This window comes from Kluyvera ascorbata ATCC 33433 (assembly GCF_000735365.1).
Classification (GTDB): Bacteria; Pseudomonadota; Gammaproteobacteria; order Enterobacterales; family Enterobacteriaceae; genus Kluyvera; species Kluyvera ascorbata.
Window position 1 is genome coordinate 42,371 of the sequence record NZ_JMPL01000014.1, and the last position, 24,858, is coordinate 67,228.

The 24,858-nt window shown below is 54.3% G+C and carries 21 protein-coding genes, 1 tRNA gene and 1 pseudogene; 7 read left to right on the forward strand and 16 right to left on the reverse strand.

What is annotated here, in order from left to right; all coding sequences use genetic code 11:
• From GKAS_RS25510 to GKAS_RS23715, 4 genes and pseudogenes are all read right to left on the reverse strand, one after another.
• Complete coding sequence (locus tag GKAS_RS25510) at positions 1-456, reverse strand: hypothetical protein (protein WP_373995151.1); 456 nt, start codon at positions 454-456, stop codon at positions 1-3.
• A 77-nt stretch (positions 457-533) separates the two neighbouring features.
• On the reverse strand, positions 534-1,184 hold the full coding sequence (locus tag GKAS_RS25515; RefSeq protein WP_373995152.1) for a hypothetical protein: 651 nt from the start codon (positions 1,182-1,184) through the stop codon (positions 534-536).
• 2 nt (positions 1,185-1,186) lie between these two features.
• Positions 1,187-1,708, reverse strand: coding sequence for a PAAR domain-containing protein (locus GKAS_RS23710; RefSeq protein WP_072011358.1), 522 nt, complete (start codon positions 1,706-1,708; stop codon positions 1,187-1,189).
• Positions 1,709-1,759: 51 nt separating this feature from the next.
• Positions 1,760-2,104, reverse strand: a pseudogene (locus GKAS_RS23715) (recombinase family protein); the annotation flags it as partial.
• Positions 2,105-2,885: 781 nt separating this feature from the next.
• On the opposite strand from GKAS_RS23715, the gene GKAS_RS06025 reads away from it, so the two are divergent.
• The gene (locus GKAS_RS06025; protein ID WP_035892646.1) at positions 2,886-3,761 is read left to right on the forward strand and encodes an integrase domain-containing protein; all 876 of its coding nucleotides are present in this window, start codon (positions 2,886-2,888) and stop codon (positions 3,759-3,761) included.
• 140 nt (positions 3,762-3,901) lie between these two features.
• On the opposite strand, the gene GKAS_RS06030 is transcribed toward GKAS_RS06025, so the two are convergent.
• From GKAS_RS06030 to GKAS_RS06045, 4 genes are all read right to left on the reverse strand, one after another.
• Positions 3,902-5,134, reverse strand: coding sequence for an integrase domain-containing protein (locus GKAS_RS06030; RefSeq protein ID WP_035892648.1), 1,233 nt, complete (start codon positions 5,132-5,134; stop codon positions 3,902-3,904).
• Positions 5,135-5,342: 208 nt separating this feature from the next.
• Positions 5,343-5,419 (reverse strand) — tRNA-Pro (locus tag GKAS_RS06035).
• 75 nt (positions 5,420-5,494) lie between these two features.
• A complete protein-coding gene (gene yejM / locus GKAS_RS06040; RefSeq protein ID WP_035892649.1) occupies positions 5,495-7,249 on the reverse strand; it encodes an LPS biosynthesis-modulating metalloenzyme YejM in 1,755 nt (584 codons plus the stop codon).
• 18 nt (positions 7,250-7,267) lie between these two features.
• Entirely contained in the window at positions 7,268-7,495 is a 228-nt protein-coding gene (locus tag GKAS_RS06045) for a YejL family protein (protein ID WP_035892650.1), read from the reverse strand.
• Between the two features lie 183 nt (positions 7,496-7,678).
• On the opposite strand from GKAS_RS06045, the gene yejK reads away from it, so the two are divergent.
• Complete coding sequence (yejK, locus tag GKAS_RS06050; protein ID WP_035892652.1) at positions 7,679-8,686, forward strand: nucleoid-associated protein YejK; 1,008 nt, start codon at positions 7,679-7,681, stop codon at positions 8,684-8,686.
• Positions 8,687-8,967: 281 nt separating this feature from the next.
• A complete protein-coding gene (locus GKAS_RS06055) occupies positions 8,968-10,932 on the forward strand; it encodes a glycosyl hydrolase family 28 protein (RefSeq protein ID WP_035892653.1) in 1,965 nt (654 codons plus the stop codon).
• Positions 10,933-10,984: 52 nt separating this feature from the next.
• On the opposite strand, the gene rplY is transcribed toward GKAS_RS06055, so the two are convergent.
• Both rplY and GKAS_RS06065 read right to left on the reverse strand, forming a co-directional pair.
• Positions 10,985-11,269, reverse strand: a complete 285-nt coding sequence (gene rplY / locus GKAS_RS06060) for a 50S ribosomal protein L25 (RefSeq protein ID WP_035892654.1) — start codon at positions 11,267-11,269, stop codon at positions 10,985-10,987.
• Positions 11,270-11,394: 125 nt separating this feature from the next.
• Positions 11,395-12,354, reverse strand: a complete 960-nt coding sequence (locus tag GKAS_RS06065; RefSeq protein ID WP_035892655.1) for a YbgA family protein — start codon at positions 12,352-12,354, stop codon at positions 11,395-11,397.
• Between the two features lie 113 nt (positions 12,355-12,467).
• On the opposite strand from GKAS_RS06065, the gene GKAS_RS06070 reads away from it, so the two are divergent.
• Positions 12,468-13,001: a lipocalin family protein gene (locus GKAS_RS06070; RefSeq protein ID WP_035892656.1), complete on the forward strand. Its 534-nt coding sequence runs from the start codon at positions 12,468-12,470 to the stop codon at positions 12,999-13,001.
• On the opposite strand, the gene radD is transcribed toward GKAS_RS06070, so the two are convergent.
• Positions 12,998-14,755 carry a DNA repair helicase RadD gene (gene radD, locus GKAS_RS06075; RefSeq protein WP_035892657.1) on the reverse strand — a complete coding sequence of 586 codons (1,758 nt, stop codon included), beginning with the start codon at positions 14,753-14,755 and terminating at the stop codon, positions 12,998-13,000. The two genes, GKAS_RS06070 and radD, sit on opposite strands and share 4 nt — an antisense overlap.
• A gap of 215 nt (positions 14,756-14,970) precedes the next feature.
• On the opposite strand from radD, the gene rsuA reads away from it, so the two are divergent.
• The 3 genes from rsuA to GKAS_RS06090 all read left to right on the forward strand — a co-directional run bounded on the left by rsuA (position 14,971) and on the right by GKAS_RS06090 (position 17,629).
• Positions 14,971-15,678: a 16S rRNA pseudouridine(516) synthase RsuA gene (gene rsuA / locus GKAS_RS06080; RefSeq protein ID WP_035892659.1), complete on the forward strand. Its 708-nt coding sequence runs from the start codon at positions 14,971-14,973 to the stop codon at positions 15,676-15,678.
• 19 nt (positions 15,679-15,697) lie between these two features.
• Positions 15,698-16,900 carry a Bcr/CflA family multidrug efflux MFS transporter gene (locus tag GKAS_RS06085; RefSeq protein ID WP_035892660.1) on the forward strand — a complete coding sequence of 401 codons (1,203 nt, stop codon included), beginning with the start codon at positions 15,698-15,700 and terminating at the stop codon, positions 16,898-16,900.
• A 387-nt stretch (positions 16,901-17,287) separates the two neighbouring features.
• Positions 17,288-17,629, forward strand: a complete 342-nt coding sequence (locus GKAS_RS06090; RefSeq protein ID WP_035892661.1) for a YejG family protein — start codon at positions 17,288-17,290, stop codon at positions 17,627-17,629.
• A 3-nt stretch (positions 17,630-17,632) separates the two neighbouring features.
• Here the strand turns inward: GKAS_RS06090 and yejF are convergent, their stop codons facing one another.
• From yejF to GKAS_RS06115, 5 genes are all read right to left on the reverse strand, one after another.
• On the reverse strand, positions 17,633-19,222 hold the full coding sequence (yejF, locus tag GKAS_RS06095) for a microcin C ABC transporter ATP-binding protein YejF (RefSeq protein ID WP_035892662.1): 1,590 nt from the start codon (positions 19,220-19,222) through the stop codon (positions 17,633-17,635).
• Between the two features lies 1 nt (position 19,223).
• Positions 19,224-20,246 (reverse strand): microcin C ABC transporter permease, encoded by a 1,023-nt coding sequence (locus GKAS_RS06100; RefSeq protein ID WP_035892664.1) that lies wholly within the window; start codon positions 20,244-20,246, stop codon positions 19,224-19,226.
• 2 nt (positions 20,247-20,248) lie between these two features.
• Positions 20,249-21,334, reverse strand: coding sequence for a microcin C ABC transporter permease YejB (locus tag GKAS_RS06105; protein ID WP_035892665.1), 1,086 nt, complete (start codon positions 21,332-21,334; stop codon positions 20,249-20,251).
• A gap of 9 nt (positions 21,335-21,343) precedes the next feature.
• On the reverse strand, positions 21,344-23,134 hold the full coding sequence (locus tag GKAS_RS06110) for an extracellular solute-binding protein (protein WP_373995156.1): 1,791 nt from the start codon (positions 23,132-23,134) through the stop codon (positions 21,344-21,346).
• 104 nt (positions 23,135-23,238) lie between these two features.
• A complete protein-coding gene (locus tag GKAS_RS06115; RefSeq protein ID WP_035892667.1) occupies positions 23,239-24,801 on the reverse strand; it encodes a cyclic di-GMP phosphodiesterase in 1,563 nt (520 codons plus the stop codon).
• Between the last annotated feature and the right edge of the window lie 57 nt (positions 24,802-24,858).

Consider the following 24,858-nt stretch of genomic DNA (forward strand, 5'->3'; position numbering starts at 1 on the left):
TCATTTCAATGGTTTAAAAACCATTCCTCCAAAAAACCTAGAAACAAAAAACGAAGAATCTTTTTTATGTTTTATTTGATCGTAAACATTACCCCATGAAAATAAATCCAAATGCATATATCCTCTGGAGTCCTGTGTAGCAGGCCCACCCCAAACAATCCAGTGTGTTGGCACCGTTAAATTCGAATCACTTCGTTCCAAAAGACCATCATTAATCAATGTGACAACTTTATAGCCCTTTTGGGCATATTCATTTAGGTCTTGGATTCCTTGAATACCAGCTTGAACAGGGCCGACATTGCTAAATACTTTTTCATAACCAGCCTTTTCGAACCACTCAGTCAGCGTTTGCCACATTGTGATACCAGCAACTGGAGAATCAAGAGTATCAAAACTCAACACAGTATTCTCTGAATCTCTAAGCCCAGCCAATGTCATCCAGTCAAGCCCTAACATCCTAGGTCTCCCGTCACTTGTATAAAATGTACCGGAAGGATGTTTGCATCCTTCTCCAGGAGAAATAGTCAGTGCACCTATTTTGGTCTTTCCATATCGCCATAATTCCCTAGCGGCCTGTGCATATACATCGGGACGGTCCATTTGAATACAATAAAAAAAGCGGCGGGCCCACAAGTACTTGCGGCATTTTGATCTGGAAAAGCATCTGGATAATGATTATATCTTTTGTTTATTTGTTGCTCGATTATATTTCTTTCAAAAGGATCTCTTGGATTACCAACAGGATATTCTCTCGCAATAAATGGACGCTCAGGAATGGTGATTTTAATCTGTTTTGTTTCTCCCCCCTGACTCACAGGCTTCATTGTCCCTTTTGACTCAAAATAGCAGAGGTTCTCCCGCTTAACTGAAGACCAGGCTTTGCCTGACGCAAACTCTTCCAGTGTATACATTTTAGTGAACGGAACAGTCGTTACACAGTGTGTATGCAACATGGTTTTTCGGTAAAGTTTCATTTCCATAATATAAACTGTCGAGAGTGACTCATTTATATTTCCGGTCATATGACTCTGCGTTTCATAATTACCCAGAAACGACTGTTGCTTCACATCTATCAAGGGGAGTTTATTCCTGCTTGAGTCCATGCGATAAATACACAAGTCATACAGCAAAGAATCAGCCGGGACATTAGAGTTAATACGTGTACTGAGGTGGTAAATAGCCATAATTAATCCATTAATATATGCAGGTTAATATTTTCAGCGGATTCAGCATAATGCCACCCCGTAATCCCGTGTTCATCGGTAACACCAGCTTCAGAACGTCCGTCCGGGAACATAAGAGTGTAGCGGCAACCAGCCATTAGCTGGCCATCGTCACTGGCGCACTGAAAGCGAATACAGTTCCGGGCACCGGAATCCTGTGCTTGCTGCACCGGGACAGGCGACTGACTGGTATTGCGGGAGGTCAGAGAGCCGGTGCCTGTGCTGGTAGACTGCGTGGCTGAACCGTACACATAGTGATCGGGGCAACGGCACAGCACTCTGTCACCTGTGGCCGCATACGCTTTGCCTTCTTCTGCCCAGTCCTGCGCGGAGGCAAGGATTTCAAAGTACCCGTTGCATTTGCTGCATGATGCCTTGTCGCCTGTCCGGGCTATTGCTTTACTTCCTTCGAACCAGGACGCGGTGGCAGAAATAATCTCACCGTAACTCGTTTTGTCGCCAAGGCAGGCCAGTGCTCTTGCCATCATTAATCCCTCAATATTTAAGCGGTTATACTCACTGGCATCATACAACAATCACAACTTAACCAAAATTACCCGTTTCTGATTATCAATAAAGTGCCTAAATGCAGCATATCTGGGAGGGCTGTACCCTGTCGTATCTGCCATTTCACGAATGCTCAGTTTCTTGACCTGCTGTAGTACAGGACTTTCTGATGCCGTTCCTAGCCTGTTTTCCCCGGTATTTTCCCAGTGCATTTACCTGTTCAATTCCCCGCTTTTGACGTTAGCGGCTAAGCCAGTCATTAGGTCGATAAGCACGTTATTGATGGCGGTTATCACGGCGCGTGTGATCGGGTCAGCCTGCGAGGGGGCTTTACCCGACAAAGCCTGCCATGAGGTATGGACATCCAGACTGACAGGCGATTATATCTACAAGAGTAACCGGAAACCTGCTTCCGGTAAGTTTCGTCGGCTGAGACCAGCTAAAGTCGAAAGGTCAAAAAAGCCTTAACGTAGAACAATTTTCGTTCTCCAAACTGACCCCTAATACATCATGTTATCGCATGAACGATAAAACCATTAATTATCAAAATATTACAATAATCATTGCTTGACCATCGCATATAGAATGCTATGTTTACAGCAACTGACGCAGTCCTGGGACTGCAAAAAGAGTCCTCAGGCGATACATGCAAAAAGGGCAGTTGCCGAAAGCAACGATCGCACGCACCTGAAGTTTTTCAAGTATGTCTGCGCCAAAACGGTGACAGATCCCAGCAACAATAATCTGCTAGTCCTGCGCCCAAAACGCTGGAATTATCCCGACAAACGCCAGTGTATCTGGCCGGGGCGTCACTTTGGATGCGCCTGATGCACAAAGTGACGCCGGCTCACTCCGCTGCGCCAGCCCCGAAATTTCAGGCACGCCGCTCTATTTTTACCTGCTGAAGACGGCCAGTACGTGCGTCAATCGTTACAAAAAGGAGGAATGAACAGTACCGGAGGCGGATCACGACGATCCGGGGGCATCCCTGCTGACGCAGGCGGCCTGCACATCGTGTAGCACCGTACCCCGCCATACCTCAACTTTCGCCTTCCGGCGCACCGGTATTGTTCAGCATGGCGCAGTTTTCTGCGCCGTACATACACCACGCGCCTGAAAAATGGAGTAAGCCTGTCACTGCGGGGGGAGGTCTGCATGTCACGTCTGGCGCAGGATATGAAAAAACTGGCACACCGCGCGGGTGGCAGCCATAAAACAGTCCACGACCGCGAACAGATGGCGCAACGTTTTGCGCATCATTTGCTGGCGCAGAATATCCAGATAATCCGAACCGACCATATTAAGGCCAGGCACATCACAGGCTATATCAACGAACGACTGGCGCAGGGCATTTCCCCGCGTACCTTACAGAATGTGATGGCGATGGTGCGCTCTATTCTGGCTGAAGCCGGGCGTACACAACTCAGCCAGTCAGAATTAATCAGCAACCAGTCGCTCGGTATCAACGGTGCCTGCCGCGACGGGACACATCGTGCTATTCCGGATGCGTTTTACCAGCAGGTGCTGGAGCGGGTCCGGCAAACTGACGCTGGTCTCGCGGCCAGCCTGCAACTGGCGAGGGTGATGGGCCTGCGTGGTCAGGAAGCTGTACAGTGCTGTCAGTCACTGAAAACCTGGGACAAACTGCTGGAAAAAGGCACTGAACGTCTGCCCGTGATCTTCGGCACCAAGGGCGGACGACCACGCATGACGCAGGTGATGGACCGGGAAGCGGTTCGTCAGGCGGTGAAAGAGGCACTGAATATTGCTGTGGAGCGTAACGGACATCTGATTGACAAGTCGGATCTGAAATCCGCGATGGACTACTGGCACAACCATCTTCGCGATGCAGGGCTGACGGGGGAATACGCCCCTCACTCTCTTCGCTATGCATGGGCGCAGGACGCGATCCGCTATTACGAGGAGCAGGGACTGAGCCATAAAGAGGCGCTGGCGGTGACATCAACGGATCTGGGCCACGGTGATGGACGGGGGAGGTATATCGAGCAGGTGTACGGCCAGACGGATTAATAAGACCTGCATTGTGGCACAGGCTGGCGGCGTAATGAGACAGGTCTTTAACCGACCTGTACCACCAATAACAACAATAAATACAGCTAATTAAGTTAAGCTGGTACAGCTGGTGCAGCTAAAACAGGTGTTTAGCATTTCTATTTTTCATCAAGACATGAAAGCCCAAAACGTCCCGTTGCCGCCCGATCCACAGAGTTTCCCCACCAGACCATCATTTGACGTCGCTGCTCAAGGTAATTTGCCCGGTTGTAAGCTCGTCGAACTTCGTTGGTATCCATGTGCGCCAGCGCCGACTCAATGACATCCGGCGAAAAACCCGCTTCGTTCAGCGTAGTGGAGGCAATCGCCCGCATTCCGTGCGCCACCAGCAATCCTTTAAACCCCATCCGTTTTAACTCCATATTCGCCGTCTGGCTGTTCATCGGCTTTTTCGGGTGTCCGAGAGCAGGGAAAATAAACTCGCCGTGCTGGCTGATGGGTTTCATGACTTCAAGCAGTCTCATGGCCTGTTCGCTGAGCGGAATGATGTGCTGCCGCTGCATCTTCATGCGACCTTCCGGAATACGCCACTCTCGTGCTTTCATATCCAGCTCACTCCAACGGGCACCGGATGCCTCGGAAGGGCGGCACATAGTAAGAAGCTGCCATTCAATCAGACAGCGCGTCTGCAACCGGATACTGGCGACAGACAGTGCGCGCATCAGTTCCGGTAACTGTTCAGGGGAGAGTGAAGGTCTGTGGCGTACCACCGGGCGGGGAAAAGCCCGGCCAACGCGGGCAACCGGATTAGCCACAATCAGGCCCGCATTCATGGCATAGTCCATCACTTCGTTAATTCGCTGCGTCATTCGCTTTACGGTTTCCAGCTTACCGCCTGCGCGACAAGGTTCCAGTGCAGCAATAACCTGCTGCGCCGTGAGTTCATCAATGCCAATCTCCCCAATATGGGGAAACACATACCGGTTTAATGAGTTCCAGATGTCCTGCAGGGTATGGGGTTTCAGGCCAGCGGCTTTCTTCAGTTCATACCAGTTTGTGGCGACAGATTTAAAGGTATTCTCTCTGGTACGGCGGGTTTTCTCCTGGCTGGCGCGCTGATCTTCGAGTGGATCGATATATTTTGCCAGTAGACTTCTGGCATTTTCTCGCAGGACGCGAGTGTCAGCCAGCGTTACGACAGGATAAGAGCCAAAACTCATCATCGCACGTTTCTGACTGTGCGGCTTGTAGTAGCGGAAACGCCATAATTTTGAACCGGAAGAGGTGATTTGTAACTCAAGCCCACTGCCGTCATAAAGCACGATGGCCTTATCAGCGGCCTTGGCATTTTTGACTTCAGTTGCGGTAAGCGGTCTGGTTTGTCTGGCCATTGTCATTCCTCCGCAAGCTATGATGCGTAGGCATAGAGAAAAACCATAAGGATTAATCTATGCCTTGCTATATGCCTAAAACGGTGAATTTCAATGTACTCACATGGCTGGATATGAGCAATAAAAAACAGCAGGTCATAATAACCTGCTGTTCTTACTGGGGAAATGCCACTTTATGATGATTCATAACTGACACTTTTTATGATTTTGGTCGGCACGAGAGGATTTGAACCTCCGACCCCCGACACCCCATGACGGTGCGCTACCAGGCTGCGCTACGTGCCGACGCATGACAAAAATAGTACCGCTTTTATCCCCGATTGCAAGTCAGGGTTTATCAATTGATTTAAAATTAATCAATCAGTTAGCGATAAAGCGTTTTTCATCCGTCAGCACCTGCAGCAGCAAACTGAGCTGGGCTTTTTGATCCTGTTCCTTCTCGCCAGCCGCGTTCCAGGTTTTATAGTGACCGTTATGGCTGAGCACTACGGTTATCGACGGTGTGGTGATAGCCAGCGTATCGTTATCTGCCGACGTCACCCAGTTATGGCGGCGCGTGGCGCTGAACAGATCCTGACCCTGCGAGTATTCGTTGGCTGGTGTGCTGACGTGCAGCAGTCGTTGCATCAGGGTGGTCATAATATCTTTATGATCGGTCAGCAGGTCGATGCGCTGTGCAGGGGTCCCCGGCCAGTGAATAACCAGCGGTACCTGGAGCTGGGCGCGTGACCAGTTAAAGGTACTATTCCCGTCGCTAAGCGGTACGCCGTGACCGGCGGTAATAATCACCACGGTGTCATCAAGCTTGCCAGAGTCGCGCAGCGCGTCCAGTACTTTAGCTATTTGGGTATCTACATCCGCCGCTGCCCGTGCATATTGACGGTCGTTGGCCTGCGCGTTGTTGATAGTAGTTCCGTTAAACGACACCCAAGAGAACCAGCGGTTTTCGTCCTGAGCATTGTTTTTGAGCCAGTTAGTCCACTGGTTTGCCGTCTGGGCATCGTTCTGCGATTTGCCCGGTGGCAGTGAGAAATCTGACAACAGCGCCTGGCGGTAAATCGGGCTGGTAAAACCATCAGAAGAGAACAGCCCCAGCTGGTAGCCTTGCTGGTTGAGCGCGCTAATCAACGCGGCCGGAATTCGCGCCGACAGGACGCCATCCATATAGGACGGCGAAATGCCGTAGAACAGGCCAAAGATGCCGTTATCGGCAGTGTTACCCGCACTCATATGCTGCGTAAAGTTGACGTTCTCGCCCGCAAAGCGCGCCAGCGACGGCATTTGCTGTTCGAAGCGTGAATAGTTCAGGCCATCTACGGTTATCAGCAGGACGTTTTTACCGACGCCCATATCCCGATAGCGCAAATCGCTGAGCGGATACTGGACGGTCACGGCTTCCGGGTCGCCTTGTTCTACCAGACGACGCTGGTAATCCTGCGCGTCAAGCAAACCGTGCTTCTCAAGAAAGCGACGAGCGGTCATTGGATACGACAACGGCAGGTTGGCGCGCTGCATGGTCACCGGACGATAGAAGTTCGCATCGGCCCAGATGTACATCACGTGTGAAGCGATGAACGACGCAAAGAAGAACCAGGCAACCGGGCGAGCATAGTGACGGCGGCGCGTCAGGCTACGCAGCTTCTGCCAGCTCCAGGTGGCAAACAGCATCTCGACCAGCAGAATAACCGGCACGCTGATAAACATCAGCTGCCAGTCGCGCGCGGTCTCGTTTTGATCGGGGTTGATAACCAGCTCCCACACCACCGGGTTAAGGTGCAGGTGGAAGCGGGTAAAGACCTCGCTGTCGATAAGCAGCAGCGTCATGCCGGCCGTCGCCAGAATGGCGGACAGGAAGCGCATCAGGCGCTGGGACATGACGATAAAGGTCAGCGGGAACAGAATCAGCAGATAGGCAGAGAACACCAGAAAGCTGAAGTGTCCGACAAGGCTGATATAGGAGAAAACGCGTCCAGTCAGCGTTGTCGGCCAGTCGGCGACAAACAGATAGCGGCTACCGAGCACCATGGCCAACAGCATGTTGAACAGGGCGAACCAGTGCCCCCAGCTAACCATCTGGGAGATTTTTTCTCGGTAAGGCTGACGATGTGTCACCATAAACTGTTGCTTGTACCCTTAGTGCGCAGGATCGCTGTTAATGGAAGACTGAAGCGCCTGGGCAAAAGAACGCGCGATAGCCTGGCGTTGAGCCGGAGCCACGCTGCTGTTAATCAGGTTGGTTACCATATTGCCCAGCACCATTAAAGAAAGGTCGGTTGGGGCTTTATGTTCTTCCAGCACGTTGGCGAGCTCGCTCAGCAGCTTTTCAACGTGTTCATCACTATAGCGGGATTGTTGTGGCATAAATCGAAATCTGTCTATTCATTAAAGGGCAGTATATTACCGTAGCAGCAGCATTTTTTCCGCTTTTTTTCAGCGTAACGCGTTATCCTTTCGCCATTATGCTGCCGCGAGGGCGGTAATGTGTGAGTTGCACTGTCGCATCGGGGGTGGTTGAATACACCCGATCTTAAAGGAGAGTTTAACATGAGTCTGGATATCGACCAGATTGCTTTGCATCAGCTCATCAAACGCGATGAGCAAAACCTGGATGTGGTCCTGCGCGACACGCTGCTGGAACCGACTGCACCGGTTGAAGAAATGATGGCCGAGCTGCATCGGGTGTACAGCGCGAAGAACAAAGCCTACGGCCTGTTTACCGAAGAGAGCGAACTGGCGCAGGCGTTAAAGCTGCAGCGTCAGGGCGAAGAGGATTTCCTCGCCTTCAGCCGCGCAGCCACCGGTCGTCTTCGCGACGAGCTGGCGAAATATCCGTTTGCCGATGGCGGCATTGTGCTGTTCTGTCACTATCGCTACCTGGCGGTGGAATACCTGCTGGTGGCGGTGCTGAATAACCTCAGCAGCATGCGCGTCAACGAAGAGCTGGATATCAGCGCGACCCATTATCTCGACATCAACCATGCCGATATTGTCGCGCGTATCGATTTGACCGAGTGGGAAACTAACCCGGAATCGACCCGTTACCTGACCTTCCTGAAAGGGCGAGTTGGGCGCAAGGTTGCTGATTTCTTCATGGACTTCCTCGGCGCGAGCGAAGGCCTGAACGCGAAGGTGCAAAACCGTGGCCTGCTGCAGGCGCTGGACGATTTTGCCGCCGAAGCGCAGCTCGACAAAAACGAGCGTCAGAACGTGCGTCAGCAGGTTTACTCCTACTGCAACGAACAGCTGCAAGCCGGTGAAGAGATTGAGCTGGAATCGCTGTCGAAAGAACTGTCTGGCGTGAGCGAGGTGAGCTTCAGCGAATTTACCGCAGAAAAAGGCTACGAGCTGGAAGAGAGCTTCCCGGCGGATCGCAGCACGCTGCGTCAGCTGACGAAGTTTGCCGGTAGCGGCGGTGGGTTAACCATTAACTTCGATGCCATGCTGCTCGGTGAGCGCATTTACTGGGATCCGGCGACTGACACGCTGACTATCAAAGGCACGCCGCCAAACCTGCGTGACCAGCTGCAGCGCCGGACTTCCGGCAAAAGCTAAAGCCATCCCCCTTCAAGCCCGCTCATCCCCGAGCGGGCTTTGTCTATCCGTATTACCGCCAGTTTTGAGTGACACTCCTCTCATTTTCTGTATCGATGTTTTTTCATCCAGGTTAAAACTTGAGCTGACTCTCAGTTAATACTTAATGAAATAAATGAAAATACGTTTCATTTTAAATGCAAAAATATTTTGATTTTATAAATGGAGAGCCATCCTTACTCAGGAGGGCTCAAGGACGCGGCAGCTGGGTGCCGCGAATTACTGAGAGGAATAATAACAAGATGCACAATACCTTCAGACACTCCCGACTGGCGCTGGCAACCACAATGATGCTCGTGGGCGTATTAAGCGGCTGTGACGATAGCCAGGCTGCTCAGGCGAAGGCGTCCGCGGCGCCACAAAACGTCCAGTCGCCGGTGCTCTCCGTTGACGATGACAGCGTGGTGCTGGTGTGGGAAAAACCGCTTCAGGAGGCGGACAAGGTAGTGGACTATCATGTCTATCGCGACGGTGAGCTGCTGGGCAGCGCGCGCGACAATCAGGACAAGTTTTCCCCCGCTAAACCTTATATCGATAACTTCTACCAGACGCTGGATAACGATCATTGGCAGCAGAAGGTTGATTTGCGAAGCTTCACCGTCGAGGGGTTGAAAGCCGATACCGACTATCAGTTTACCGTTCGCGCGGTCTATTCGGACGGTAACGAGTCCGCCGATAGCGCGCCGATTTCTCTGCGCACCACCAGGGTGCCGCACGTGGTGGATGCCAAAGCGGCAGGTGCCGTCGGCGACGGGGCAACGCTTGATACCGCCGCGCTGCAAAAAGCGATTGATAGCTGTACGCTGGCGCAGTATCCGCAAGGCTGCAAAGTGAGCGTGCGCGGCGGCGTGTTTAAAACCGGCGCGCTGTTCTTACACAGCGATATGACGCTGGAGATTGCTGAAGATGCGACGCTGCTGGGCTCGGATGACCCGGCGCAGTACCCGATGGAAAAAGGCTATTTTCTTTACCCCTATACTGATAATCCGCTGCCGAAGCGCCCACCGTCGTTGATTAACGCGCTGGAAGCGAACGATAAGGGTAACTCTCACGCCGGTACTTTCCGTAATATTCGCATTGTGGGTAAAGGGACCATCGACGGTAATGGCTGGACGCGGGGCGTGAAGCACGGCGGGGCAGAATCTATCGTTGATGAAGCCGGTAATGCGCTGCCGCAGTACCGCGCCAGCAACGCCAATAAGGTGGGCGAAGACGGTATTCTGGCGAAGCATCAGACCGAGCTGGCGGTATCTGAAGGGATGAACCGCGACAGCGCCTACAAAAACCGCCGTTCCAGCCTGATGACGCTGCGCGGCGTCAGCAATCTTTATATCGAAGGGCTGACCATCCTCAACCCGGCATTTCACGGGATCATGGTGCTGGAGTCGGAAAACATCGCGCTGAATGCGCTTAGCCACAAGACTTTTGACGGCAATAACGCCGATGGTATTGAGCTGGGTAATAGCCAGAATGCCCTTGTCTTCAATAACTTCTTTGATACCGGCGACGACGGGATGAACTTTGCCGCAGGCTACGGCAAGGGCGTAGAAACCTTTGGGCAGAAACCGCAGAGCGGGGCGTGGATATTCAATAACTACTTCCGCAAGGGGCACGGCGCCGTGGTGACCGGTAGCCATACCGGCGCCTGGATCGAGAAAGTTAAAGCGGAAGATAACGTTATGTATCTGACCGATATCGGTCTGCGGATGAAAAGTCGCCCGTATTACGGCGGCGGCGCGCGTGATGTTGTGTTCCGCAATAACGCGATGAAAGATTTGGCGAAAGAGCCGTTTATCTTCACCATCAAGTACAGCGCCGACGTTAACGACACCACCCCAGCCACCGAGCCTGCTCAATTCCGCAATGTGACCGTCGAGAACGTCACCGTTGACGGCACGGCGGCGAAGAAAAGCATTCTGGTGGATGGCATGACGGTGCAGGAGATGACGGCGGCATACGGCATTACCTACCCGCGCGATGCCTATCATCAGAATCTGGCGTTCAGCAATGTGAAGTTTCGCAACGTGCAGGCGAGCAAAATCACCTTCCTGCATGACAGTCAGTTTACGCACGTCACGTTTGACAACACGGAGCACGCCTGGAATTTTGCGCAGGTGAGCGGTATTACGCTTTCAGACAGCGCGAATAACGAAGTGATAACGGCGGCAGGGAAGGAGACGGTGGTGCGGGAGGCGGCGAAGCAGTAAAAAAAACGGCTCCGTAAGGAGCCGTTTTTTCGTCACGAAAACTTGTCGGCGATTAAGCGCGAACGAAGTCGATGTGAGCCAGTTTTGGCTTGAACGGGTGACGCTGCACCGCCTGAGCCTTAACTTTTTCTTCTTTACCATCAACAACGATGGTCAGAACTTCGCTGTAGAATTCAGCGTTGATCTGCAGGTTCCACAGCTTGTCGTGATCCAGTTCGATAGCAACCGGAGCTGCTTCGCCACCATAAATGATAGCTGGGAACTTGTTAGCTGCGCGCAGGCGGCGGCTCGCACCCTTACCCTGCTCTTTACGTGCTTCTGCATTAATAGTAAACATTGATAGCTCTCTTAATTAATCCTGCTACAGGCGACCCAGCAGCAGGCAAATGATCTGCTTCACGGATGTGAAAGCGGGCGGCATTATAGCCGCCTATTGCCTTACGGGCAATGAAAACCTCACCTTCAGTTGGTCGTTAAGCGCAGCCGCAGACTGTCCGGATACGGCGAAAAATAACGTTGCGTCAGCAGGTAATCATCCGGGTGCTCGGCCAGGTAGTGCTTCAGCAGCGTCAGCGGCGCGAGAATGGGCAGGTGCCCGGCGTGATAGTTGACGATAACGTCGCGAAGCTCCGCACGCTGGCGGTCGTTGAGCTGTTTACGGAAATAGCCCTGAATATGCATCAGCACGTTGGTGTGATTTTTACGTGAAGCAGGGTGGCGCAGAATTGCCATCAGCTTGTCGCGGTAGGCGACAAAAAAGGCCTCCAGGTCCTGCCATTCATGCAGATGAGCGATAAACGGGCCAATTTCACGATAGCCCGGCTGATTGTGAGCCAGCAGATGCAGCTTATAGCGGCTATGAAAGGCCAGCAGGGCCTGACGAGTTAATCCCTCGTCCCGCAGCGTATTTAACTCGTGCAGCGCAAATATCCGCGCTACAAAGTTTTCACGCAGCACCGGGTCGTGTAACCGGCCATCTTCTTCCACTGGTAGCCACGGGTAGCGCGCCTGTAGCGCTGCGGTAAACAGGCCAACGCCTTCCTTCGCGCCGCGATTACCGCGCTCATCGTACAGCCGTACTCGCTCCATCCCGCAGCTTGGGGATTTTGCACAGACAATAAAACCGGCGAAGTGCGCCGCGCCAGGCAGCACCTCCTCGGCAAAATGGTGCATCTTATCGGTGAGGTCGTTATCCAGGTCCTGGCTCATGCGCACGCGGGTATCGCCATTGGCGGTCTTAACCAGGCGCAGCGCAGGGCGCGGCGTAGGCAGGCCAATGCCCATTTCCGGGCAGACGGGTTTGAATGTCACCCAGTCGGCGAGCTCATCCATAATAAATCCCATCCGCTTATGCCCGCCGTCAAAGCGAACGGCAGCACCGGTCAGGCAGCCGCTGATGCCGAGTATCGGTTTGTCGTTCATATTATTGTCCTGTTTGTCGTGGGCCATAGTTCAAGCATAGGTTCTCCCGCTTCTGACCGCGTAGGTTTTTATCCTCTACACTTAACCCATTATTGTCAAAAGGGAGATGTCGCATGAAGCTATGGCCCGTTGTCACCGGTGTCGCTATTTCTCTGGCTCTGGTAGCCTGCCGTTCACCGACGCCGCCAAAAGGGGTGACGCCAATTAGCCACTTTGATGCCAGTCGCTATCTGGGAAAATGGTATGAAATCGCCCGTCTGGATAACCGCTTTGAACGCGGTCTGGAGCAGGTGACCGCAACCTATGGCAAACGCAAAGATGGCGGTATCAGCGTGTTGAACCGCGGGTTTGACCCGGTGCGAGGCGAGTGGAAAGAGAGCGAAGGGAAGGCGTACTTCACCGGCGAGCAGAACGTTGCCGCGCTGAAGGTCTCCTTCTTTGGCCCTTTCTACGGCGGCTATAACGTCATTGCGTTGGATGATGACTACCAGTACGCACTGGTCAGTGGACCGAACCGCGACTACCTGTGGATTTTATCGCGCACGCCAACGCTGCCGCCGCAGGTACAGCAAAACTACCTGACCATCGCCCGCGGGCTTGGGTTTGCCGTCGACGACTTGCTGTGGGTGAAGCAGACGCGCGGCTAGCGTAGCTCGTTAGCCCGGCGATAGCGGCCTTCATAGTCGAACACTTTTTCGCGCACCTGCCAGTAGACGCCTTTCTTACGGGCAACGACAAAATCCGGTGCGCGGAGCAGCGCCTGCTGAGCGATAATATCGCCCGGCGTTATCCAGCGCAGCGGTACGCCAGGCGTGCGGGTATGTGGGCGGATAAACAGCTGCTCGAACGCCGTTTTCTGCGCGGGCGTGTGCAGACGGAAGCGCTCACTCACATCTGCGCCGTCTTCGTCGTAATAGGTGATTTTGAGCCAGCCGCCTTTTTCGTCCATGCCGTCCTGTAGCACCATGCCGCTACAGCGCAACACCAGCGCGTCTTTGAGCTTCAGCGCCGCTTTCAGCATATCGTCGGGGTCAACCAGCACCGTGTCGCACTCGCGACAGCGGCGGGCGGCGATATCGTTTTCGGCATTACACTGCGGGCAGTTTTTAAAGCGGAAGCGGTAGTCGCATTGCTCGCGATGGCCTTCATCATCCTCCAGCCAGCCCTGACAGCGTCGGCCAAAGTGCTCAATAATAGTGCCGTCAGAGGTGGTTTTCCCCCAGAAGGTATTGGCAAATCCGCAGCCGGGGCAGAAGACCTGCACCGGCACGTTATCGCTCTTGCCTTTTGGCGAACCCACTTCCGGCGTGTAGAGGTCGTGCGGGTTTCCGGCGTAGTCGAGAATAAGACAGTCCGTTTTCCCCGGCGCCAGACGTAGGCCACGGCCTACAATTTGTTGATACAGGCTGATGGACTCAGTCGGGCGCAGAATCGCAATCAGGTCGACGTGCGGGGCATCGAAACCGGTGGTCAGGACGGCGACGTTAACCAGATAACGGAACTGCTGATTTTTAAAGGCCTCAATCAGTTCATCGCGCTGCGGGCCGGGGGTTTCACCGGTAATCAGCGCGGCGTCATCGGCGGGCAGCAGGCCGGTAATTTCACGGGCGTGCTCGACGGTGGCGGCAAAAATCATCACCCCTTTGCGCGTCTGCGCGAACTCCTCAATCTGGCTGATGATGTGCGGTGTAATACGCTGTTGCTGCTTGAGTTCACGGTTAAGATCGGACTCACTAAATAACCCGTTGCTGTTGGCCTGCAGGCGGCTGAAATCGTACTGCACCACGGGCATATCCAGCCGTTCTGGCGGCGTCAGGTAGCCGTGCTTAATCATGTAGCGCAGCGGTAACTCATAGATGCAGTCGCGGAACAGCGCTTTCTCGTCGCCGCGCACCATGCCGTGGTAGTGGAACTGGTAAATCCAGCCTTTGCCCAGACGGAACGGCGTGGCTGTGAGGCCAAGCAGGCGGATGTGAGGGTTCACTTTTCCCAGGTGAGTGAGGATTTGCTGGTACTGGCTGTCGTCGTCATCGCTGATGCGGTGGCACTCATCAACAATCAGCAACGAAAACTCGCCCTGGAAATGGTCAAGATTCCGCGCCACAGACTGTACGCTGCCGAAGACCACCTTGCCGTGGCTCTCTTTACGCTTCAGCCCGGCAGCATAAATATCGGCCTCCAGCCCCAGCGCGCAGTATTTCGCGTGGTTCTGGGCAACCAGCTCTTTGACGTGCGCCAGCACCAGCACGCGACCACGCGCCAGCCGTGCCAGTTCGGCAATAACCAGGCTTTTCCCGGCGCCGGTGGGTAAAACGATCACCGCAGGTTGGGTATGACGACGGAAGTAGGTCAGGGTCGCGTCAACCGCTTCCTGCTGATAGGGGCGAAGTGTAAAAGTCATTGGCGTGATGATTGTCCTTAATAGCCAAATAGTATGCCATGAATCTTTTCACTTGAGTGGGATAACAAGCCCGTTATACTTACAGATTGTTATACTCGTCGTCTTTCCCGTTATCGGTGTTTTTTGCCCGATAGCTGGACATCCAGCGAGTCGATTACCCCATTTTTCGGACGTTTCGTCCGGCACCCGGCACTATTACAGGCTAAAAATACTTCATGCGACTTGATAAGTTTATCGCTCAGCAACTCGGCGTCAGCCGTGCTATTGCCGGGCGTTTGATCCGCGGCCACCACGTGACCATCGATGACGAAGTGGTGCGTGACACCGCATTTAAACTGCTACCAGAACACGCCGTAGCCTACGAAGGCAACACGCTGACCCAGCAGAATGGCCCGCGTTATTTCATGCTGAACAAGCCGCAGGGTTATGTTTGCTCCACCGAAGACCCTGATCACCCAACGGTGCTCTATTTTCTGGATGAGCCCGTGGCCTATAAGCTGCATGCCGCAGGGCGTTTAGACATTGATACCACCGGTCTGGTGCTGATGACCGATGATGGTCAGTGGTCTCACCGCATCACCTCACCGCGCCATCATTGCGAAAAAACCTACCTGGTGATGCTGGAAAACCCGCTGAGTGCAGACACTGCTGAACAGTTCGCAAAAGGCGTACAGCTGCACAACGAGAAAGATCTCACCAAGCCAGCCGTGCTGGAACAGATTACGCCGACCGAAGTGCGTCTGACCATCAGCGAAGGCCGTTATCATCAGGTGAAACGCATGTTTGCCGCCGTGGGTAACCGCGTGGTTGGGCTGCATCGCGAACGCATCGGTGAGATTGCGCTCGACCCTACACTGGAACCGGGCGAATACCGTCCGTTAACGGAAGAAGAAATTGCCAGCGTTGGCGCGCCTGAGCGCTAACCAATAACCGAGGTAGATTGTGACGTCCAGGCCGCGCTCGTCGTTAAAAATTGTGTTTATTCTTGGCCTCCTGGCCATGTTAATGCCGTTATCGATCGATATGTACCTTCCGGCGCTGCCGGTCATTTCGGAACAGTTTGGCGTGCCGGCAGGCAGCGCGCAGATGACCCTGAGCACCTATATTCTGGGTTTTGCGCTGGGTCAGCTGTTGTATGGTCCGATGGCCGACAGCCTCGGACGTAAGCCGGTTATTCTGGGCGGAACGCTTATCTTTGCGGCGGCGGCGGTGGCCTGTGCCCTGGCGCCGACCATTGATTATCTGATTATCACGCGTTTCTTCCACGGCCTGGCGGCCGCGGCGGCAAGCGTGGTTATCAACGCTCTGATGCGCGATATCTACCCGAAGGAAGAGTTCTCCCGCATGATGTCGTTTGTCATGCTGGTGACCACCATTGCCCCATTGGTGGCGCCGATGGTGGGTGGCGCGGTGTTGGTCTGGTTTAGCTGGCACGCGATCTTCTGGATCCTGGCGGCAGCGGCGCTGCTTGCTTCAGCCGCGATCTGCTTCTTTATTGATGAAACACTGCCGGTAGAAAAACGTCAGCCGTTTCGTCTGAGCACCACGCTTGGCAATTTTGCGTCGCTGTTTCGTCACAAGCGGGTGCTTTCTTACATGCTGGCCAGCGGTTTCAGCTTTGCCGCGATGTTCTCGTTCCTGAGCGCCGGTCCGTTTGTGTACATCGAGCTTAACCACGTGTCGCCGCAGCACTTCGGTTATTACTTCGCGCTGAACATTGTGTTCCTCTTTATTACCACCACCATTAACAGCCGCTTTGTCCGTCGGGTAGGGGCGCTGTGGATGTTCCGTGCCGGGCTGACGGTGCAGTTTGTCATGGCAATCTGGATGGTGGTTTGCGTGCTATTGGACGTTGGCTTCTGGTCGCTGGTGCTGGGCATTGCGGTGTTTGTTGGCTGCGTGTCGATGGTGTCTTCCAATGCGATGGCGGTGATCCTCGACGAGTTCCCGCACATGGCGGGGACAGCATCTTCGCTGGCAGGGACGTTCCGCTTTGGCATCGGGGCTATTATTGGCGCGCTGTTGTCGTTTGCAACCTTCACCACCGCATGGCCGATGCTGATTTCCATCGCGTTTTGCGCGACCTGCTCAATGCTCTTCTACCTCTACGCCAGTAGACCCCGCAAAACCGTACGCAGAATATAATGCGGTAGGCCGGATGGCGCTGTGCCTATCCGGCCTACTACCCGCTATTCATCCGCGTAAAAACGCGCACTAATCATCCTTTCGGAGGGCGAAATGCGCGCCTTTGTTGATACACATCAACAGAAATTGCATTCCTGATAGGGCGCAATGTTTCTTTTATGTAAAATCCATTTATGTAAATAGTCACATTGTTGTAGATAAAAAGGTTGCGTTAGATCACAGATACGGGTACATATAGCGCGAAAACGCATCAGTGCACCGAACTATGTCGTAAGAAGAATGTTGAATGATGGCGTTTTTTTTCTGGATGCAGGACGATTTGTCAACAATGTGTTAATATGGATGTGAAATAATTGTGAAGCAGTTGCTTCCGGGGAAAAGAACGTAATGACATTACAGCTATCTATCGTACATCGACTGCCGCAGGACTATCGTTGGTCTGCGGGTTTTGCAGGTTCGAAAGTTGAACCGATTCCGCAAAATGATGCGTCCAGCGACAATACGCTGGTGGCGCTCAAATTGCTGAGCCCGGACGGCGATAGCGCCTGGCCGGTGATGCATTCCCTTAGCCAGGCGTTAACCGATATCTCCGTTGATTGCTCAGTGCTTGAGTGCGAAGGGGAGCCGTGCCTGTTTGTGAAACGTCAGGATGAGTTTGCGGCGACCTGTCGCCTGAAAAATTTTGGCGTTGCTATTGCCGAGCCGTTCTCAGGTAACAACCCATTCTAACCGTCAGCTCAGAGCAATGAGCTGACGCGTGTATTCCTGCTGTGGTGCTGAAAAGACGCGCCTGCATTCTCCCTGCTCGACCACTTCTCCCTGACGTAATACCATCACCTGGTGGCACAACGAACGCACAACGTGCAGATCGTGGCTGATAAAGATATAGGTCAGCTGATGCTTTTCCTGTAATGCTTTAAGCAGCGTCAGAATTTGCGCCTGAACGGTGCGGTCGAGCGAAGACGTGGGTTCGTCCAGCACGATGAGTTCTGGTTGTAGGGTGAGCGCCCGCGCGATAGCGATACGCTGTCGCTGGCCGCCGGAAAAGGCTGACGGGTAGCGCTGTCGGGTTTCGGGATCGAGTCCCACTTCACTCATCGCGTCAATCACCTTCTGTTCGCGTTCCGCAGCGTTCAGCGAAGAGTGATGTACCCGCAACCCTTCTTCGATAATTTGCTGTGCGGTCAGCCGTGGGTTGAGCGACGAGTTGGGATCCTGGAATACCACCTGGATGCGACGACGCAGCGGCAGCATCTGCTGACGGCTACGCCCCTGAATCACCTCGCCGGCAAAGCGAATATCGCCCTCAGAGCCGATAAGGCGCAGCAGCGCCAGCCCGGTGGTGCTCTTACCGGAACCGGATTCACCGACCAATCCCAGCGTTTCGCCTTTGCGCAGCGTAAAGCTCAGATTGTTAACCACCTTATTGTGGCTGACGACCCGCCGCAGAATGCCCTTGCGGATAGGAAACGCGACGCTGAGCTGGTTGACCTCAAGCAACGGCACGGCGTCCGACGGCAGAGGCACCGGGTCGCCTGTGGGCTCGCTGTCCAGCAGTTTACGGGTGTAAGGATGCTGCGGTGCGGCGAAAAGCGCGGTGGCGTTGTTCTGCTCTACGCAGCGTCCCTGCTGCATGACCGCCACCCGGTCGGCCAGCTTGCGAACGATACTGAGGTTATGGGTGATAAACAGCAGCCCCATATTGAGTTCGGTACGCAGTTCTCGCAGCAGCTGCAGGATTTGCGCCTGCACCGACACATCGAGCGCCGTGGTGGGCTCATCGGCAATCAAGAGCTCCGGGCGAGTCAGTAGCGCCATGGCGATCATCACGCGCTGGCGCTCGCCGCCAGAGAGCTGATGCGGATAGTCAGCCAGCCGTTTAGCCGCGTTGCGAATGCCCACGCGGTCCAGACAGTCGAGGATCTCCCCGCGCGCGGCCTCTTTACGCATTCCCCGGTGCAAGGAGAGCACTTCATAAAGCTGCTTTTCCAGATTATGCAGCGGGTTCAGCGACACCATGGGCTCCTGGAAAATCATCGCAATACGGTTACCGCGCACGCTGCGCAGCGTCTGCGGGCTGGCGTGCAGCAATGATTCCCCGGCAAAGCGGATATCGCCGGTAGGGTAGCTGACCGGCGGCTCTGGCAGCAGGCGAAGAATCGATAGCGCCGAAACGCTTTTCCCCGAACCGGACTCTCCAACCAGCGCTAGCGTCTCACCGGCATTCAGTGACAGCGATAGCCCATCAACGACGGTGGTAGTGATGCCCTGCTGGTGGAAGGCAATAGAGAGGTTGTCGATTTCCAGAAGTGGTTGCTGCATCTTATACCGCCTTAGAAGGATCGAAGGCGTCGCGTACCGCCTCGCCGATGAAAATCAGCAGTGAGAGCAGCACGGCGACGCAGAGAAATCCGGTGATCCCAAGCCAGGGGGCCTGCAGGTTGTTCTTGCCCTGTAGCAGCAGTTCACCGAGCGACGGCGAGCCCAGCGGCAGACCAAAGCCCAGGAAGTCGAGAGAGGTGAGGGTGGTAATCGAACTGCACAGAATAAACGGAATAAAAGTCAGCGTCGCCACCATCGCGTTGGGCAGCATATGGCGCAGGATAATACTGCGGTCGCCCACGCCAAGCGCCTGCGCGGCGCGAATATAGTCGTAGTTACGGGTACGTAAGAATTCAGCGCGCACCACGCCAACCAGCGACATCCAACCGAACAGCACGGTAATCGCTAGCAGCCACCAGAAATTAGGCTGTACGACGCTTGAAAGCAGGATAATCAAAAACAGCGTTGGCATGCCCGACCACACTTCGATAAAGCGCTGTCCCCAGAGATCGATACGCCCGCCGTAGTAGCCTTGGACCGCGCCGACAATAACGCCCATCACGCTGGAACAGATGGTCAGGATCAGACCGAAGAGCAGCGAGATGCGGGTGCCATAGAGAATACGCGCCAGCACGTCACGACCATTAGCATCGGTGCCGAGCCAGTTTTGCCGCGACGGCGGGGAAGGGAAGGGGACATCAGTGCTGAAGTTAATGCTGCTGGCACCGAAGCGAATAGGGGTCCACAGCACCCAGCCGTTTTTTTCCAGCCGCTGCTGAAGCCACGGATCCTGATAATCCGCGGCGGTAGCGAATTCTCCGCCGAAGGTTTTTTCGCTGTAGTTTTTGACCACCGGAACATACAGGCTGCCCTGGTAGCTCACCAGCAGCGGGCGGTCGTTGGCGATAAGCTCTGCGCCCAGGCTACAGATAAAAATAACCAGGAAAATCCACAGCGACCAGTAGCCGCGACGGTTGTGGCAAAAACGTGCCCAGCGGGCTTGATTGACGGCGTTTAGCGTCATCGTTAGCGGCCCTCAAAATCAATGCGTGGGTCTACCAGCGTGTAGCTGATATCGCTGACGATGTTCATCAGCAGGCCAATCAGGGTGAAAATATAAAGCGTGCCGAACATCACCGGGTAGTCGCGCGACACGGTCGCTTCGTAGCCGAGCAGCCCCAGACCGTTCAGCGAGAACATCACCTCGATAAGCAGCGAGCCGGTAAAGAACATGCTGATAAAAGTGGCGGGGAAGCCCGCTATCACCAGCAGCATGGCGTTACGAAAGATATGCTTCCAGAGGATCTGTTTTTCCCCCACCCCTTTTGCTCGTGCGGTGACCACGTACTGCTTGCGGATCTCATCGAGAAACGAGTTTTTGGTCAGCATGGTCAGCGCGGCAAAACCACCGATGACCGTGGCCAGCACCGGCAGGGTGATATGCCAAAGATAATCGGTGATTTTCTGGTACCACGGCAGGGTGTCAAAGTTGGCGGACACCAGCCCGCGCAGAGGGAAGATGTCGTAATAGCTGCCGCCAGCGAAGAAGACGATGAGCACAATCGCGAACAGAAATGCCGGGATGGCATAGCCAATAATAATGCCCGTACTGCTCCAGATATCAAAACGGCTGCCGTTGTACACCGCTTTGCGAATGCCCAGCGGAATCGAAACCAGATAGATAATTAACGTACTCCAGAGCCCCAGCGTAATAGAAACGGGAAGGCTCTCTTTCATGAGCTGCATGACTGAGGCGTTGCGAAAAAGGCTATTGCCAAAATCAAAGCGCAGATAGTCGCCCAGCATTTTGAAATAGCGCTCGTGCAGCGGTTTATCGAAGCCGTAGCGATGGGTGATCTCGGCGATGACCTCAGGGTCAAGCCCGCGTCCGCCGCGATACTGACTTTCCGCAATATTACCCACGCCCGCGCGCGCCTGCGTGCGCTCCATACCGCCGCCGGGTAATCCCCCCTGATGGCCGAACTCAACCGCCGCAATCGCCTGGTCAACCGGGCCGCCTGGCGCTATCTGCACGATAAAAAAGTTGAGCGTGATAATGGCCCACAGCGTGGGGATGATAAGCAGTAGTCGACGAATCAGATAGGCGCCCATGTTCTCTCCTTAGCGTCGGGAAGCGGGTAACTTCGCCGCTTTGTTCACGTTGTACCACCATGTGTCGAAGCCGGGCGCGTCCGTGCCGGAGGCATAAAGCGGGTGTACGCTGGGGTAGGAAAACTTATCCCAATAGGCCGTTCGGCTGCCGGACATATACCACATCGGCAGCATGTAATAGTTCCAGGTAAGCACCCGGTCGAGGGCGCGTCCTAGCGGCAGCAGTTTCTGCTTGTTACCCTGCCAGCGGATTATCTGGTTAATCAGGCTGTCGATGGCCGGACTAGCCACGCCGGGCGAGTTGTAGGAGGAGTTAATGTATTCTGATGACCAGGAGATTTGCAGGTCTGAGCTCGGCCACGGCATTGCCCGCCACAGGCGCGGCATCATGTCATAGTCGCGCTTACGCATGCGGTTGGTAATCTGCGAAATATCGACCTGACGGATATCCATCGTCACGCCCAGACGCTGTAGATTGCGCTGGAAGGGCATTACCCACTGATCGTTACCGCCAGAGGGGAGTAGCAGCTCAAAGCGCAGCGGCTGGCCGGTTTTCGCATTCACCCGCTGCTGGCCCTTCAGCACCCAGCCGGCATCGGTAAGCAGATTGCCCGCTTTCAACAGGTTGTCGCGGTCAAAACCGTGGCCGTCAGAAGTGGGGGGCTGATAAATCGAGGTAAAGACTTCTGGCGGCAGCTCGCTTTTTAGCGGTGCCAGCAGCGTCAACTCATCGGCGTCAGGATAGCCGCGTGCGGCGTATTCGGTATTCTGGAAATAGCTGTTAGCACGGCTGTAGGCGTTGTAAAACAGTGCCTTGTTCATCCATTCAAAATCAAAGGCCATGCTGACCGCTTCGCGCACCCGTCGGTCTGTAAAGACCGGACGCTGGATGTTAAAGGCCAGCCAGCGCGTGTCCTGTGCGGCATTGTTCTTCTGTTCATCCTTAACGATATAGCCGCTGGCGAAGTTTTTGCCGATATAGCGCGTGGCCCAGTTTTTGGCGCTGCTCTCGGTGCGCACGTCGTAAGCTCCGGCTTTGAAAGCTTCAAAGGCCACGTTGTCGTCGAGGTAGTAGTCGTAGCGAATGGTGTCGAAATTCCAGCGTCCACGGTTTACCGGCAGGTCTGCGCCCCAGTAATCTTTGACGCGCTGGTAGACGATATATTGCCCCATACGCCAGTCGCTGATGCGATAAGGGCCACTGGCCAGCGGTGGCGTGCTGAGCGGCTCGCTAAGGTTATGATCCTTCCAGAACTTCTCCGGCAAGATAGGCAAAGTAAAGAGGCTCAGCATATCCTCTTTACCCGGCTTCGCGAGTTCAATGCGCACCGTCAGCGGGGCGATAGCCTTTACGGTCGTGCCTTTATAGACCAGACGAAACTGTGGCACGCCTTCGGTCATAAACTTATTGAAGGTGAAGGCGACATCACGGGCGGTAATCGGGCTGCCGTCGTGAAAACGGGCGCGTGGGTTGATGGTGAGCTCTACCCAGGAGTAGTCGTCGGCATAGCGTGCCCGGTCGGCAACCAGCGGGTAGTAGCTGCCCGGTTCGTCATCAGAAGTGGTGAACAAAGCGTCATAGAGGGAATCGGTGCGAACGGCCGCGTTCCCCCGCAGCGCAAAGCGGTTAAAGTTATCGAAGGTGCCAAGCGCGGCAAGCGTGACGCTACCGCCTTTTGGTGCCGCAGGGTTGACGTAGTCAAAATGGTTGAAATCGACGGCGTATTTGGGCTCACCGATAACCGCAAAGGCGTAGCTCTCTTTGATGGTCTGTGCCTGCAACGGCAGGCTGAACAGCATCAGCAGGGGCAAAAAGACGCGCGCTACGATCACGATAAGGTTACCCCGCATGGAAAAGTATTGATTGAAAACGGCTTTTATCCCTGAATCTTAAATGACCTTGCTTAACTTGTGAAATACTTTGCCGGCTTACGATATTCCTCAATCAGCTGTTGTAGCGTGAGTGGGCGGCTTATCAGGTAGCCTTGCAGGTAGTCGACGCCGTGATCGCGCAGCCAGGCCGCCTGTTCTTCAGTTTCAACGCCTTCGGCCACGGTGACCAGATTAAGACGATGGGTCAGCGTGAGTACGGCATCCAGAACCGGCGAGGTAATCGTCTCGCGACCGATGGCGTTGACAAAACCACGGTCGATTTTCAGGTAGTCGAGGGTAAAGCGTTCAAGATAGATAAGCGCGCTGTGCCCGGTACCGAAATCATCAATAGCGATCTCAATACCTTCGCCACGCAGCCAGGCAAACAGGTTCATAGCCCGCTCCTGATTCAGCATGTCGCGCTCCGTTATCTCCAGCACCACCTGGAAATAGTTATCCGGCAGGCTTGCCGCCAGCTGGCGGATATCGTGCTGGAAACTCTCGGCGTGCAGATGGCTGGGTGCGATATTGATACCGAGCTTAGCACCCGGCGGCAGAAGGTCTTTCAGCATCGGCGCATCGCGGGCAATCAGTTCGAATAGATGGTGGGTGAGGGGAACAATTAAATCCTGCGCTTCGGCGTAGGTGATGAACGCATCGGGCGGAATATTCCCGACCGTTGGATGCGACCAGCGCATGAGCGCCTCTACGCCTGTAATCTGGCGGTTTTTCGCGTCCACGACCGGCTGATAAACCACATAGAACTGTCGATGTTTAATCGCGGCAAGGATCTCTTTTCCCGGACGTGAGCGGATCGCCAGAATGTAGAGACAGAGCAGGCCGCCAAGCAGGCCACACGTCAACCCGAGCAGGAGAGAATAGAGCGAGTTATCGGTGCCGAGCGCATTGCTATAGAGATAGACCTCCAGCGGGACACCTTTGATCTTCACGTGGCGAACGGCGGTGTCGGGGATCTGGTCGAGCGTAAGCGGTTTGCTACTGAAAGTGGAAATAGCCGTTTTGCCGTTGACGACCAGCGCGACGCCATTATAGGGACTCTGCTTTGAGGAATAGAGCACCCAGGGCATCAGGTTGGCGTTAATGGAGGCAAAGATGCCGCGGTTTTCCAGCAGCGGGCTTTTGACCCACAGCACGAAAGCCGGGGTGGTCGGCATCATTGGCGTGCCGGAGACGATCCCCATCACATGCGATTTGGTCAGATCGAGATCCGGCACTAGCTCCTTGAGTCCCAGTGACATCGGGCCGGTAGCGGAGGAACAGTAGGCAATATTATCTTTAACCAGGAGAAAGGCGCGTACGTTCATGCTGAACGCCGCGCGTGCGGTGAGTTCCGAAGAGACTGCTTGGCAGGAGTCCATCGTGAGCGGTTGCAGGGAGTCGATAGTGACCAGTATCTGATTAAAGTAGTTGTCCAGATAACTTTGCAGGCTGGAGATGGTGTTATCGAACTGGGCCGCACGACGATGATGAAAAATAGAATACTGTGCCAATCCCGCTGCAAGGGCAATGAGCAGGCCGACGACAACGCTAGTCAGAACAATGCGGCGGTTAATTAATGAGTGACGAGTAAACATGCAACTTCTCTATGCTACGGAACTCTAAAGAAAAGAATACTGATTAAGCATAAAAAA